Raw genomic sequence first — 14,218 nt, 5'->3', positions numbered from 1 at the left:
GGAGGGGACGTGGCGTCCGGTTTCCTCGGCGTGCTCCTGGGCCCGCAGCGGCGGGCCCGGTTCCTGGTGGGACATCTGACCGACATGCTGGTCGTCGCGGTCCTGGCCGTCCTCGTGGTCGCCGTGAGCCGCCCCGCGGTCGTCGACGGCCGGGTCGACCTCTCCGACGCGACGGCGGTGCTCACCCTCGTCGCCGCCGCGGTCGGCTCGGCGGCGGCGATCGTCGCGCTGGTGACGGGGCGGCTGTCCGGGGACCCCCGTCCGTCGTGGTTCGGGGCGGCCCTCCTGCTCTACGGCGTCGTGCTCCTCCCGCTGTCCGCGCTGGTCCTGCCGCAGTACCCGGCGGGCACCCCGCGGCTGGCGGTGCTGACCATGTTCGTGATCAGCCTGTGCATCCTGGTCGCCGCACTGCGGCCGCCACGGGCGCTCGGGGCCTGGGGCGGCTGGGCGCTGGCCGCGCTCGCCCTCGTCATCGGCGGGGTCATCGCCTCGCAGGCGGAGAGCCCGTTCACCCGGATGCTGGCGACCTCGCCCCTCTACTCGATCGTGGTGCAGAGCGGCTGGGCGCTGGTCGCGGTGCTGTTCCTGCTCGACGGCTACCGGCGCCCGAGCCGGATCCGGGCCCGGATGGGGCTCGGCCTGCTGATCGTCGCGGTGTCCCAGCTGTACCGGGCGATCGTGCCCGGCCGGGAGCCGACGGCCGGCCTGGTCTACCCGTCGCTGCGGGTGCTCGGGATGGCGGTGGTGCTCACCGCGCTGCTGACCATCGCGCTGCGGGCGGTGACCCAGATGCAGGACGACTACGACCAGCTCCAGGACACCCTCGGCGAGGCGTCGGCGCTGCTCGAACGGGCCACCGGCCAGACCGCCGAGCGCGACCACGAGCTGCGCAACGGCCTGGCGGGCCTGGCCGGGGCCGCGCAGCTGCTGACGACCCGCCCCGGCGACGACCCCCAGGTCGCCCGGATGCGGGAGGCGGTGCTGGCCGAGCTGAACCGGCTCCGCCAGATGCTGCAGACCCCGATCACCGTCGAGGACACGGTGGCCGACCCGATGGTCGACGAACGCGACGCCGCCCTGCTCGACTACGGCCCGGCCTACGCCCCGGTCGTCCCGTCGCCGGGCGCGGACACCGCCGAGCACGACGTCGGGGAGGCCCTGCGCACCCTGGTGGACCTGCGCGACGGCCGCTGCATCACCCTCGACACCCAGGACGACCTGCCCCCGGTGGCCGCGCCCGAGTCGCTCACCCGGCAGGTCGTGACGAACCTGCTGGCCAACTGCGACCGGCACGCGCCCCGGACCCCGGTGGTGGTGCGGGCCCGCCTCGCCGACGAACCGGGTCTGGTCGCGGTCGAGGTCCGCGACCACGGCCCCGGCCTGCCCGACGGGCAGGAGCAGCTCGAGATCGTCCGCGGACGGCACGACGAGGCCGCCGGCGGCTCCGGGCTCGGGCTGCACATCAGCGCCCAGCTCGCTCGGGAGCACGGCGGCACCCTGGTGCTCCGTACGGTGGACGAACCTCGCGGCTGTCTTGCCGTACTCACACTTCCGGTGGCCCGCTGATCGGGTGGCGACGTGTCCACGACCAGCCGTTCCGTCCACGGACGGTCTTTTCGTCGCCGCGAGCCATTCCCACGCGCCCCACGCGATCTCATACTGGGTGACGCAACGGCACGGTGCGATGACGCGATGGTCGTCCGCGCTGCCGTTAGCCGGCACGAAGGAGGTCACCATGGCGCACGAGAACGACGGCACCGACCGCAGGACCCCCGCCACCCCCGCGGCCGCGGTCCTGACACCGCCGACGGGCCTGGAGTCCGTCCCGGCGCTGCCCCGGCCGCGCACACCGTCCGAGCCGCGGACCCCGGCCGGTCCGCCCGCGCCCGTCGTCCCGCAGGTGGGACTGTGCACCTGCGGTCACCCGGAGGACCTGCACGACCACTACCGCCCGGGCACCGACTGCGGCAGCTGCGGACCGCGTGTCTGCGCGGGCTACCGCCCGGCCGACGAACCGGCGTCGGCGAACCCGCTGCGGCGGTGGCTGCGCCGCCGCTGACCACACCCCCGACACACGAACGGCGCCCCGGGAGCACGGCTCCCGGGGCGCCGTCGTGCGTGGGTCAGGGCTGCTGGACCGCGGTGGTCCGCTCCGGGTCAGGGGTGGCCTGGCCGTCGAACTCACGGGCGGCCAGCGCGCGCACGATCCCGGCGCGCCCCTCGGACACGAGCCGGCGCAGCGACGCCGGCTTGGACTGGTCGGCGAGCCAGGCGTCCGCCGCCGCGACGGTCGGCTCCGCGACCGCCCAGGACGGGAACAGCCCGACGACGACGTTCTGCGCCAGCTCCGAGGTCCGGCGCGCCCACACGCCGTCGATCTCGTCGAAGTAGCGCTGGACGTAGCCGTCGAGCAGCCCGGGGCTCACCGTCGACACTGCGGGGTGGGAGAACCCGGAGATCGCCGACTCGTTGATCGCGTTCGGCAGGGAGTCGTCGTGCACGGCGCGCTGCCACGCCCGCTCCTTGGCCTCCGCGGTCGGGATCAGCGCGCTGGCCCGCTCGGCCTGCCGCGCCCCGGTGGAGGTGGCGTCACGCTCGGCCTCCTCGGCGATCTCGGTCTCGCCGGCCTTCCCGTGTGCGACGAGTGCGTGCAGCAGCCGCCAGCGCAGGTCGGCGTCGACGGTCAGTCCCTTCGGCACGTCGACGTCGAGCAGCCAGCCCTTCATCCGGTCCAGGGTGTTCTCCGGCAGCACCGAGGCGGTCAGCGCGTTGACCACGGCCAGCTGGACGTCCGATCCGGGCGGGGCGGTGTCCAGGCGGAACCGCAGCGCGTCGGTCAGCAGCGGCCAGCCGCGGCCCTGCGCCCACTCCGGGGTGCAGTACGACGCCGTCGCGGTCTGGGCCTGCAGCAGCAGCCGCTGCACGACGCCGATCTCGGACTCGGTGTCGAACCCGCCGGCGACCAGGGTGACGAAGTCACGGGCCTTCAGCTCGGCCTCACGCGTCATCTCCCACGCCGAGGACCAGCACAGCGTGCGCGGCAACGACTCGGCGATGTCGCCGATCCGGTCCACCAGGGTCGCGAGCGAGCCCGGGTCCAGGCGCAGCGCGCAGTAGGTGAGGTCGTCGTCGTTGACCAGGACGAGCTTGCCGCGGGACAGCCCGACCAGCTCCGGGACGGCCGTGCGCTCGCCGGAGATGTCGAGCTCGACGCGGTGGGTGCGGACGAGCTTGCCGGTCTCCGGGTCGTCGTCGTAGACGCCGACGGCGATCCGGTGCGTGCGCAGCTCACCGGCACCCGGCCGGGCACCGCCCTGCACGACGTCGAACGAGGTGAACGTCCCGGCCTCGTCGACCTGGAACGACGGGCGCAGCAGGTTCAGGCCGGTGGTGCGCAGCCACTGCGCCCCCCAGTCCGACAGGTCCCGGCCGGACGCCTTCTCCAGCGAGCCCAGCAGGTCGTCGAAGGTGGCGTTGCCCCACGCGTGGGCGGCGAAGTAGTCGCGCAGCCCGGCCAGGAACGGCTCCAGACCGACGTAGGCGACGAGCTGCTTGAGGACCGACGCGCCCTTGGCGTAGGTGATGCCGTCGAAGTTGACCTCGACGGCCTGCAGGTCCGGGATGTCCGCGGCGATCGGGTGCGTCGAGGGCAGCTGGTCCTGCCGGTAGGCCCAGGACTTCTCGAGGTTCGCGAACGTCGTCCAGGCGCCCGTGTACTCGGTCGCCTCGGCCTGGCACAGCACCGACGCCCAGGTCGCGAACGACTCGTTGAGCCACAGGTCGTCCCACCAGCGCATGGTCACGAGGTCGCCGAACCACATGTGCGCCATCTCGTGCAGGATCGTCTCGGCGCGCCGCTCGTAGAGCGTGCGGGTCACCCGCGACCGGAAGACGTAGTCCTCCAGGAACGTGATCGCGCCGGCGTTCTCCATCGCACCCGCGTTGAACTCGGGCACGAACAGCTGGTCGTACTTGCCGAACGGGTAGGTCACGCCGAAGTTGCGGTGGTAGAAGTCGAAGCCCTGCCGGGTCTCGGTGAAGATCCGCTCGTGGTCCATGTGCGGGGCCAGCGAGGCGCGGCAGAAGATTCCCAGCGGGATCTCGGCGTGCTCGTCGCGGTAGGTGTCGTGCCAGCTCGCGTACGGCCCGGCGATCAGCGCGACCAGGTAGGTCGAGAGGATCTCGGTCCGCTCGAAGCGGTGCACGCCGCCCTCGACCGTCGCCGGGGCGTTGGAGATGACCTTCCAGTCCTCCGGCGCGGTCACGGTGAGGGTGTAGCGGGCCTTGAGGTCGGGCTGGTCGAAGCAGGGGAACAGCCGCTTGCAGTCGGCCGTCTCGAACTGCGAGTACAGGTAGACGGCCTGGTCGACGGGGTCGACGAAGCGGTGCAGGCCCTCACCGGTGTTGGTGTAGAGCCCGGTCGCGACGATCGTCAGCTCGTTCTCCGCGGCGAGACCGGGCAGCGCGAGGCCGTCCTCCTCGGTCCACGCGGCGGCGTCGAGCTCGGTGCCGTTCAGCGTCGCCGAGGTGATGCCGTCGCCCACCCACTCGATCCACGTGCTCCCGCCGGGCTCGGCGGCGGTGAAGCGCACCGTGGTCGTCACCGCGAACGTCCGCTCGGAGGGGGCTCCGGCGCCGTCGGTCAGGTCGATCGTGACGTCGTAGGTGGAGACGTCGAGCAGCGCCGCGCGCTCCTCGGCCTGGGCACGGGTGAGGTTGGGCGGGGTCACGTCGTTCGGGGTCCTCTCGGGGAGTGGTGTCGTCGGCATCCAATCACGGTGCCCGGGGCGCGGCCCGTGGAATCCGCGGCCGGTGCCCGGTGTTGCGCCGGGTATGACGACTCCTGCTGCCGACGGCCGTGCCCGCATCGACATCTGGTTCGACCCGCTGTGCCCCTGGGCGTGGCTGACCTCCCGCTGGGTGCTCGAGGTGGAGAAGGTCCGCGACGTCGACGTCACCTGGCACGTCATGAGCCTGTCCGTGCTGAACGAGGGCCGTGAGCTGCCCGAGCAGTACGTCGAGCTCATGTCGAAGGGCTGGGGCCCGGTGCGCGTGTGCATCGCCGCCGCCGAGCTGAAGGGCCCGGAGATCCTGGCGCCGCTCTACACCGCGCTCGGCGAGCGCATCCACAACCAGGGCAACAAGGACTTCGACGACGTCATCGCGGGCGCCCTGAAGGAGCTCGGCCTGCCGGAGTCGCTGGCCGAGGCCGCGCACTCCACCGAGTACGACGAGAAGCTGCGCGCCAGCCACCACGAGGGCATGGACCCGGTGGGCCTCGACGTGGGCACCCCGACCATCCACGTCGACGGCGTGGCGTTCTTCGGGCCGGTCATCTCCCGGGTCCCGAAGGGCGAGGACGCCGGCCGCCTGTTCGACGGCGCCCGGCTGCTGGCCGAGAACCCACACTTCTTCGAGCTCAAGCGCACCCGCACCGAGGACCCGTCCTTCGACTACTGAGCCGGTGACGGCGTGATCGCCGCGATCGAGGGGGCCGGTGCCGGATGGGGCACCGGCCCCCTCACCCGTGACGGTCACCCGGCGGCGCCGCTCGCGATCGCGAACGGGATCGCCCGTTCGGCCGTGGCGGGCGTCGCGGGGGCGCACAGTGCCCGGCCGTGGACACCTGGTTCTCGCGGCGGACGACGTCGGTGCTCGGAGCGGTGGCGCTGGTCGCCGGGACGCTCGTGGGCGGGCAGCTCGCGGTCGGCGCCGTGCTGGACCGGGGCGCGCTCGCCGACGCGGTGCCCCGGACGGCGCTGAGCCCGTACTCCGACGGCGCGTTCACCGTGCGGGCCGCGGCGGTGGACAGCCGGGTCGACATCGCCGGGGCCGAGGACGGGTCCTACGTGCTCGGCCACACCCCGGCGGGCAGCGACGTGGTCCTCGACCTCGACCTGCTCTCCGGCGACACCGCGCGCCCGTGGTGGGTGCAGCCCGCGACCGGGACGACGCTGGAGCTGGCCCAGCTCGCGAGCTCGGGGATCGCCCGGTTCCCGGCCCCGCAGGGCCCGGGCGGCAGCCGCGACTGGGTCCTGGTCGTCGACGACGTCGCCGCCGGGTACGGCGCGCCCGACGCGGACGCCGTCGCACGGGCGGTGGGGGAGCGGGTGCGGTCCGCGGTGGCGCGGGCGGGGTCCGGCCGGGGCTCCGGGGCGGAGGGCTCCGGTGCGGACGGCTCGGCCGGGGGACCGGACCCGGCGGGCCCCTCCGGCGGGTCCGGCGACGGCCAGGGTTCCGGCGACGGCCAGGGCTCCGGCGACGGCCGGGGCGCGGGTGACACGGCGGACGGTGGGGGCCGGGACGGCACGGGCAGCGGAGCCGACGACGCCCCGGACAGCGCCGGGCCGGACAGCGGCGCGGACGGCGACGCCTCGGACGACGACGCCTCGGACGACGACCGCTCGGACGGCGACGGTCCGACCGGCGGGGACGGCGGCACCGGTGGCGGGGGCGACGACGGCTCCCGCAGCGGCTCCCCGTCGGGCTCCGGCGGCTCCGGCCACCCCTCCGGCGGCAGCGCAGGTGACGGCCCGGCCTCGGGATCGGAGCCGGAGGACCGCGACTTCCGCGGTTCCGGCGGCGACGGCGCCCCTTCCGGTGGGAACGGTGGATCCTCCGATGGCGACGACTCCGCCGAGGGCGGCAGCGGCGGGTCCGGCAGCGACGAGGGCCGCGGCGACAAGGGCGACGAGGGCGACGAGGACCGCGGTGACGAGCCGGACGAGGACCGCGGGAACGGGAGCGGCGGGGGCGACGCCGACGCCCCGGCCCCCGCGGCGCCCGCCCCGAAGCCGGAGGCGAAGAAGGAGCCGGCGCCGTCGTCGTCGGCGAAGGCGGCCGACGGCACCTGGGACGAGCTGGCGCAGTGCGAGTCCTCCGGCGACTGGTCCATCTCGACCGGGAACGGCTACCACGGTGGTCTCCAGTTCGACAAGGGCACCTGGAGCGACTTCGGCGGCACGACGTACGCCCCCACCGCCGACGGCGCCACGAAGGAGCAGCAGATCGAGATCGCGACCAAGGTCCGCGACGCCCGCGGCGGTTACGGATCGTGGCCGGCATGTGCCAACAAGTTGGGCCTTCCGAGGTGATCGATGGTCCTGTGGTGTGGCGTACGGTCGCTGGCTGCGCGACCGGTGGTCGCGTAGGGTCCGTGGTCCCTCTCCCGGTCGTTCGCAGCACCTGCCCTGCCGACGGCGGCCCGGCCTCGATTCCCTACCCTTGGACCTCATGAGTTCGCCCATCCCCGACGCCCACCGGATCGGGAACCGCTACCGGCTCGACGAGCGGATCGGTGCCGGTGCGATGGGTGCCGTGTGGCGGGGGACGGACGAGCTGCTGAACCGCACGGTGGCCGTCAAGGAACTGCTCGCGGCGGCCCTGCCGTCCGACGAGCAGCTGGAGGAGTCCCGCCAGCGGATCCTGCGTGAGGGCCGGATCGGCGCCCGCCTGCAGCACGCGCACGTGATCAGCATGTTCGACGTCGTCGTCCACGACGACCGTCCGTGGCTGGTCATGGAGTACCTGCCGTCGCGCTCGCTGGCCGCGGTGCTCGCCGAGAAGGGGCCGATCCCGCCGCGGGAGGCCGCCGCGATCGGCCGTCAGGTCGCCGACGGGCTGGCCGCCGCGCACACCGCGGGCGTCGTGCACCGGGACATCAAGCCGGGCAACGTCCTGATCGCCGAGGACGGCCGGGCCAAGATCACCGACTTCGGGGTGTCCCGCGCCGTCGACGACGTGCAGCTCACCCGTACCGGCGTCATCGCCGGCACCCCGGCCTTCCTGGCCCCGGAGGTCGCCCGCGGCCAGGAGCCGACGGCCGCCTCGGACGTCTTCGCGCTCGGCGCGATGCTCTACGCCTCGGTCGAGGGCGAGCCGCCGTTCGGCCTCGACGACAACGCCTACGCCCTGCTGCACAAGGTCGCCACCGGCGCGATCACCCCGCCGCAGGAGGCGGGCCCGCTGACCGCGCTGCTGATGCGCCTGCTCGCCAACGACCCCGCCGAGCGGCCCAGCTCCGCCCAGGCCCGCGAGGCGCTCGCCCGGATCGCCGCGGGCCAGTCCGTCGCCGGTCTCGCGACGCCGTCGACGGCGACCGCGGTGATGGACACCGGCGACGGCGCGGGCGCGCCCGACGGGCTCGAGGCGCAGGGCGGCGGTACCGTGGTCGACGCGCCGGCCGTGCCCGCACCGCAGGTCATCCCCGGTCCCGGCGGCCGTGGCGGCCGACGGGGCGGTGCCACCCGCTCCCGGGACGGGCGGGGTCGTCGCACCCCGGTCGTGCTGGGCGCGGTGGCCGTGCTGCTCGTCGTCGGTGGCGGTGTCGCGTTCGGCGTCTACTCGACCAGCCGGCAGCAGGACGCCCCGCCGGTGATCGCCGCCCCGACGACGAGCGGGTCGCCGACGCCGAGCGCGGCCCCGACGACCACGCCCGCGCCGACGACCACCCCGACGCCGACACCGACCACCGCGACCGGCGAGGTCCAGGATCCGGTGTCGTTCGTGCAGAACTACTACCGGATGCTGCCCGGCGACATCGACGGCGCGTTCGCGATGCTCAGCCCGCAGGCGCAGGCCCAGAGCCAGGGCATCCAGGGTTTCCGGACCTTCTACAGCACCGTGCGGAACGTCTACGCCGAGAACCTGCGCAACGCCGGCCCGAACACGGTCACCGCGACCGTCGTGTTCATGCGCAACGACGGCACGACGACCCGGGAGAACTACCGGTTCGTCGTCGGCACCGACAGCGAGGGCCAGGAGATCCTGCAGTCGTTCAGCACGGCCTGACCGTCCCGACCGGTCAGCCGGGGCGCAGCGACGTCACGACGTCCGTGGTCGCGGCGACGATCTGCCGTTGTGCGGTCGCCCGGTCCACACCCGGCTCGCCGTCGCCGGTCTGCGGGCCGTAGTCCCCGAAGTAGGCGTGCACCCCTCCGTCGACGACGACGAAGCGGGTCCCCGCGGGCAGCTGCGCCCAGGAGTCCGCGATCGCGTCCGGGGTGGCCAGCGCGTCGCGGGAGCCGGACACCGACAGGGCCGCGACCGGCGCCCCCGACACGTCGGCGGCCGGGTAGGACGCCCACAGCACCAGCCCACGCACCCCGGGCACGTCCAGTGCCCGCGCGGCCGCCACGCCGCCGAGGGAGTGCCCGCCGACCGCCCAGGTACGGACCTCGGGCGCCGAACCGACCGCCCGGCCGACGGCCCCCGGATCGGTCAGTGCGACGCCCAGGGGCGGCGCGGTCACGATCACGCGCACCCCCTGCTCGGCCAGCGGGCGCAGCAGCGCCAGGTAGGCCCGCGGGTCGACCAGCGCCCCGGGGACGAACACCAGGCCCCGGCCGGACGGCGCGGTCGGGCGCAGCTCCCACGTCGTCGCGGTGTGCACCACCGCGACCCGGTCCGACGGCGTGGTCGCGGCGAGCGCGGTCTCGTCGGCCGCGTAGGGACGCAGCCACAGCACGGCGGCGACCAGCGCGACCAGCAGCACCGCACCGGCGGCCCGCCCGGTCGTCCGCAGCCGTCCGGGCCGGGCCGGGCGCCCCGAGCGCACCACCAGGACCAGCCCCACCAGGGCGACGACGGCGAGCAGCACCGGGTAGGCCGGGTGCCCGGCGAGCAGCACCGGGCCCGCGACGACGACGATCCCCACCACGACGACCACGGCCACGATCCCGACCAGCGCCCGCACCGCGACCGCCCACCCGGGCCGGGGCACCCGGTCAGCCACGGGCCACCGTCGCGGTCACGAACTCCACGATGCGGGCGTTCGCCGCGGCCCGGGTGTGCCGGTCGTGCACCTCGTGGCCCTCGTCGGGGATGCGCAGCAGCTCCACCGGCGCACCGCGCGCGGTCAGTGCCGCGTGGATCGCGAGTGCCTGCGCCAGCGGGACGTTCGTGTCGTGCTCGCCGTGCACGACCAGCAGCGGTGCGGCGATGCGGTCCGCGGCGCGCAGCGGGGACAGCTCCTCCAGCAGCGCGCGGTCCCGCTGCGGGTGTCCGTACTCGGTGGTCGCGGGCCCGCTGATCCACGGCTCGGAGTCGGCGTAGAAGGCGGTCATGTCGGACATGCCGCACACGTCGACGCCGGCCGCGAACAGCTCCGGGAACCGGGTCAGCGCGGCCAGGGTGAGGAACCCGCCGTAGGACCGGCCGCCGACGACGATCCGGCGCGGGTCGACGTCGGGCACCCCCGCCAGCAGCCGGGTCGCGGCCCGCACGTCGGCGATCGAGCCCGGCCGCAGCGGGCCGTCGTCGAGCCGGGCGAAGGCCCGCCCGCGCCCGGACGACCCGCGCACGTTCGGCGTGAGCACGGTGACCCCGGCGGCGACCAGGCCGTGCAGCAGCGGCGCCCAGCCGGGCCGCTCCTCGGACTCGGGCCCGCCGTGCAGCCACACGAACCCCACCCCCGTCGGCGACGACGGCCGGTGCAGCCATCCGGCCAGCCGCAGCCCGTCCTCGGCCGGGAAGCCGACCGCCTCCGGGCGCGGGGGCCGCGGCGTCACCGGGGTGCCGCCGAGCAGCGGTGTGGCCGGGCGCGCGTCGAGCGGCATCCGCACCACGTACGGCGCCACCCCCGGCGCGTGCCCCGCCACCAGCAGTGACACGCCGTCGCGGGCGAAGGCCACCCCGGTGACGACGTCGCACGGCGCGGGCAGCCGCTCCGGCCTGCCGCCACGCAGGTCGGCGATCTCGACCTGGCTGCGCCCCCCGACGTTCCACACCAGCGCGGCTCGCGGACCAGCCGGGTCCAGTGCCACGACCTCCAGGTCGGCGCCGGGCCGGACGGCGACCGGGCGGGCGGGGGACAGGCGGTGCTCGCCCGCGGGGCCGAGCGCGACGGCGAGCAGCGCGGTGTGCTCGCGGTCGGCGTCGGTGTGCACCCAGAGCGTGCCGGGGGCGCTGCCGAAGCGGGCGGCCGCGGTGAGCGCCCCGCCGGGCCCGCCGATCACCCGGTCCCGCGTGCCGCGGTGCAGGTCGACCAGCTCCAGGGCGCGCTCCCCGCGGCGGCCGGTGCGCAGCACGACCCGTCGTCCGTCGGCCGACACCGCCTGGACGACGGCAGCCTGCCCGGACCCGAGCACGGTGGAGGAGCCGTCCCGCACGTCGACCAGGCAGGCGGTGCCGTCGCCCGGTTCGGCGCCGCGCGGGGTCGCGTCGGACAGCACGGTGACGCCCAGCGACCGCCCGCTCGGCGCCCACGCGCCCAGCACGACGGCGGTGGCATGGGTCGCGATCCCGACGGCGGGCCCGCCGTCGGGGTCCAGCAGCGCCACCCGGGTGCGGTCGCCGCCGCACGGGGCGACCTGCACCGCGATCCGGCTGCCGTCGGGGGACCAGGACAGCGCGGTCACGTCGGCGTGCGGGCCGGGGGCCTCCAGTACCCGCGCCCCGTCCGGGTCGACCGGTCCGTCCGCCGGCAGCGCCGCGACGTGCACCCGCGGGCGCCCGGTGCGGTCGGAGATCCAGGCGATGCGGGTGCCGTCGGGGGACACCGCGGGCGAGTGGTGCCCGGGTTCGGCCCCGGCGGAGGACACGGACGCGGTGTCCGGGGCGGGTGTGCCCGCCCGCACGGACCTCACCCGTCACCACCCCCGTTCGTGCCGCTGCGGACCGCGGACGCGGGCACGGGACACCGGTGCACGCCCCCGGCGGGGTGGCGCCCCGGCCCCCGGTGCCCGGCCGGAACGAGAAGATACCGGCCGGCCGGCGTGGCCCCGGCGTCCGGGACCGGCCCCGCATCAGAGGTGTGGCCGTCGATCCGGATCCCGCCCACGACGCCGCACATGGGACCACCTCACGTGGATCGTGGTCCCGCCGCAAGACCCGACACGTTTCCGGGGGGTGACAACCGTCGCGATCAGCAGGGGACGATCCGGACGTCGACGATCCGCCGGTCGGTGACCCGGACCTCGTGCACCGGGCCGACCAGCTCGACGGCGCCGTGCAGCACCGGGTCGGTGCAGGAGGTACCGACGAACAGCTCGACGGCGCCCGGCTCGACGACGTGGCACATCCTGCGGTCGTGCAGCGCGAGCCGGCGGGCCGGCACGTCGAACACGACGTCGGCGGCGGCGCCGGGCTCGAGCGGGACCCGCGCGTACCCGAGCAGCGCGCGCTGCGGCCGGGTGACCGAGGCGACGGTGTCGGTGCCGTAGAGCTGGACGACGTCGGCGCCCGCACGGTCACCGTCGTTGCGGACCCGGCAGGTCACGGTGAACGCTCCGTCGGTGGGTACCCGTGCCCGGTCGATCCGCAGGTCGGAGTAGCTGAACCGGGTGTAGCTCAGCCCGAACCCGAACGGCCGTACCGGTGCGGTGTCGATCGCGGTCACCGGGCTCGCCGCGCCGAGCCGGGGGTGCAGGTAGGAGTACGGCTGCGCCCCCGCCGAGCGGGGCAGGCTCACCGGGAGCCGCCCGGACGGGTTGATCCGGCCCGACAGCACGCCGGCCACCGCGCCCGCGCCCTCCTGACCGGGGAAGAACGCCTGCACCACGGCCGCGCACCGGGCGAGCGCCCAGTCCAGGACGTAGGGGCGCCCGGTCAGCAGCACGAGCACCACCGGTGTGCCGCCGTCCAGCACGGCCTCGACGAACTCCCGCTGCACCCCGGGCAGCTCCAGGGTGTCGGTGTCGCAGCCCTCGCCGGAGGTGCCACGCCCGAACAGCCCGGCGCGGTCACCGGCCACGACGACGGCCAGGTCGGAGTCCGCCGCGGCCCGCACCGCCGCGTCGAAGCCCGACCGGTCGGACGTGTCGACGTCGCACCCCCGCACGTGGACCAGCTCGGCGTCCGGCTGCTCACGACGCAGGGCGTCGAGCACGGTCGGCACGTCCAGGCCCAGCTCCGTGCCCGGGTGCTGGGGCAGCACGTGGTTGGCGAAGCTGTAGCAGCCCATCAGCGCGGCCGGGTCGTCGGCGTTCGGGCCGAGGACGGCGATGCGGCGGCTGCCGGGCGCGAGCGGCAGGACGCCGTCGTCGTGCAGCAGCACGACCGACTGCTCCGCCAGCCGCGCGGCGATCGCCCGGTGCTCCGGCGGGTCCAGGTCGACCGGGGTCGCGGCGCGTGCGGTGGCCCGGTCCGCGGCGCGGGCCGCGGCGCCGTCGTCGAGCAGGCCGAGGTGGGCCTTCTGCTCCAGCACCCGCAGCACGGCCCGGTCGACGACGTGCTCGGGCAGTGTGCCCGAGCGGACCCGGTCGGCCAGCGGCTCCAGGTACGCGGTGCCGGTGGGCAGCTCCACGTCGATCCCCGCGACCAGCGCCTGCTCGGCGGCCGCACCGAGGTCGCCCGCGGTCCCGTGCAGGGTGTGCAGGAAGGCGACGGAGAAGTAGTCGGCGACGACGGTGCCGGTGAAGCCCCACCGGTCGCGCAGCACCCCGGTGAGCAGTCCGGCGTCGGCCGCCACGGGGAGCCCGTCGACCTCGGCGTAGGAGTTCATGACCGAGCCGGCACCGCCGTCGAGCACCGCCATCTCGAACGGCGGCAGCAGCACGTCGGCGAGCTCACGGGGCCCGGCGTGCACCGGGGCGAGGTTGCGCCCGGACTGCGAGGCGGAGTACCCGACGAAGTGCTTCAGCGTCGCGACGACCCCGGCGGACTGCAGCCCGCGCACGTAGGCCGTGCCGATCGTGCCGACGAGGTAGGGGTCCTCCCCGATGCACTCCTCGACCCGGCCCCAGCGGGCGTCGCGGACGACGTCGAGGACGGGGGCGAGGCCCTGGTGCACCCCGAGACCGGCCATCGTCGTCCCGATCGCGGTCGCCATCTTCTCGACGAGGTCCGGGTCGAACGCCGCGCCCCAGCTCGGTGGCGCCGGGAACGTCGTCGCCCGCCAGGCGGCGAGCCCGGTCAGGCATTCCTCGTGCACCACCGCCGGGATCCGCAGCCGGGTCGCGGTGCCCAGCCTGCGCTGCCGGTCGGCGAGGTGGGTCAGGCCGTCGGCGGGCTCCACCGGGGCGGTGCCGAACACCCGGGTGAGCTGGCCGAGTCCGTCGCGGGCGAAGGAGTCGAAGCCCGCGTGGCCGGACTGCATCGAGTCCTGCATCGGCGCGACGTCGCCGTCGGTGTCGGTGTCGGCGGCGTGGTCACGTCCCTCCCACAGCCCGACGAGCTGCGCGAGCTTCTCCTCCAGGGTCATCCGGGCGAGCAGGGCGGCGGGACGCGGGTCGGAACCGATGGTCGTGGACGGGGACAGGTCCGTGCTCATGAGGGCCTT

General features: G+C 75.3%; 9 protein-coding genes. 5 read left to right on the top strand and 4 right to left on the bottom strand.

The annotated features are described in order from the left end of the window. Positions 1 to 9: 9 nt before the first annotated feature. Together ND486_RS29670 and ND486_RS09385 are read left to right on the top strand one after the other, a co-directional pair. On the top strand, positions 10 to 1,566 hold the full coding sequence (locus ND486_RS29670; RefSeq protein ID WP_251783880.1) for a HAMP domain-containing sensor histidine kinase: 1,557 nt from the start codon (positions 10 to 12) through the stop codon (positions 1,564 to 1,566). 169 nt (positions 1,567 to 1,735) lie between these two features. Beyond that, positions 1,736 to 2,059, top strand: a complete 324-nt coding sequence (locus ND486_RS09385) for a hypothetical protein (RefSeq protein ID WP_251783879.1) — start codon at positions 1,736 to 1,738, stop codon at positions 2,057 to 2,059. Positions 2,060 to 2,123: 64 nt separating this feature from the next. On the opposite strand, the gene pepN is transcribed toward ND486_RS09385, so the two are convergent. Continuing rightward, positions 2,124 to 4,730, bottom strand: coding sequence for an aminopeptidase N (gene pepN, locus ND486_RS09380; RefSeq protein WP_251784421.1), 2,607 nt, complete (start codon positions 4,728 to 4,730; stop codon positions 2,124 to 2,126). Positions 4,731 to 4,833: 103 nt separating this feature from the next. Here pepN and ND486_RS09375 point away from each other — a divergent pair, with 103 nt between their 5' ends. The 3 genes from ND486_RS09375 (at position 4,834) to ND486_RS09365 (ending at position 8,790) form a co-directional block, all read left to right on the top strand. After that, positions 4,834 to 5,460 carry a DsbA family protein gene (locus ND486_RS09375; RefSeq protein ID WP_073575559.1) on the top strand — a complete coding sequence of 209 codons (627 nt, stop codon included), beginning with the start codon at positions 4,834 to 4,836 and terminating at the stop codon, positions 5,458 to 5,460. A gap of 158 nt (positions 5,461 to 5,618) precedes the next feature. Next, positions 5,619 to 7,094, top strand: a complete 1,476-nt coding sequence (locus ND486_RS09370; protein WP_251783877.1) for a transglycosylase family protein — start codon at positions 5,619 to 5,621, stop codon at positions 7,092 to 7,094. 139 nt (positions 7,095 to 7,233) lie between these two features. Next, positions 7,234 to 8,790: a serine/threonine-protein kinase gene (locus ND486_RS09365; RefSeq protein WP_251783876.1), complete on the top strand. Its 1,557-nt coding sequence runs from the start codon at positions 7,234 to 7,236 to the stop codon at positions 8,788 to 8,790. A gap of 13 nt (positions 8,791 to 8,803) precedes the next feature. On the opposite strand, the gene ND486_RS29665 is transcribed toward ND486_RS09365, so the two are convergent. The 3 genes from ND486_RS29665 to ND486_RS09350 form a co-directional block, all read right to left on the bottom strand. Continuing rightward, positions 8,804 to 9,733: an alpha/beta hydrolase gene (locus ND486_RS29665; RefSeq protein ID WP_251783874.1), complete on the bottom strand. Its 930-nt coding sequence runs from the start codon at positions 9,731 to 9,733 to the stop codon at positions 8,804 to 8,806. Beyond that, positions 9,726 to 11,585: a prolyl oligopeptidase family serine peptidase gene (locus tag ND486_RS29660; protein WP_251783873.1), complete on the bottom strand. Its 1,860-nt coding sequence runs from the start codon at positions 11,583 to 11,585 to the stop codon at positions 9,726 to 9,728. Before ND486_RS29660 ends, ND486_RS29665 begins: the two co-directional genes overlap by 8 nt. Before the next feature lie 278 nt (positions 11,586 to 11,863). Then, positions 11,864 to 14,209 carry a glycoside hydrolase family 3 N-terminal domain-containing protein gene (locus ND486_RS09350; protein ID WP_251783871.1) on the bottom strand — a complete coding sequence of 782 codons (2,346 nt, stop codon included), beginning with the start codon at positions 14,207 to 14,209 and terminating at the stop codon, positions 11,864 to 11,866. Between the last annotated feature and the right edge of the window lie 9 nt (positions 14,210 to 14,218).

Origin of the sequence: Pseudonocardia sp. DR1-2 (assembly GCF_023717215.1) — a bacterium.
Taxonomy (GTDB): Bacteria; Actinomycetota; Actinomycetes; order Mycobacteriales; family Pseudonocardiaceae; genus Pseudonocardia; species Pseudonocardia alni.
Note: the sequence above shows the minus strand (reverse complement) of the source record. Positions and strands in the feature narration are given on the sequence as shown.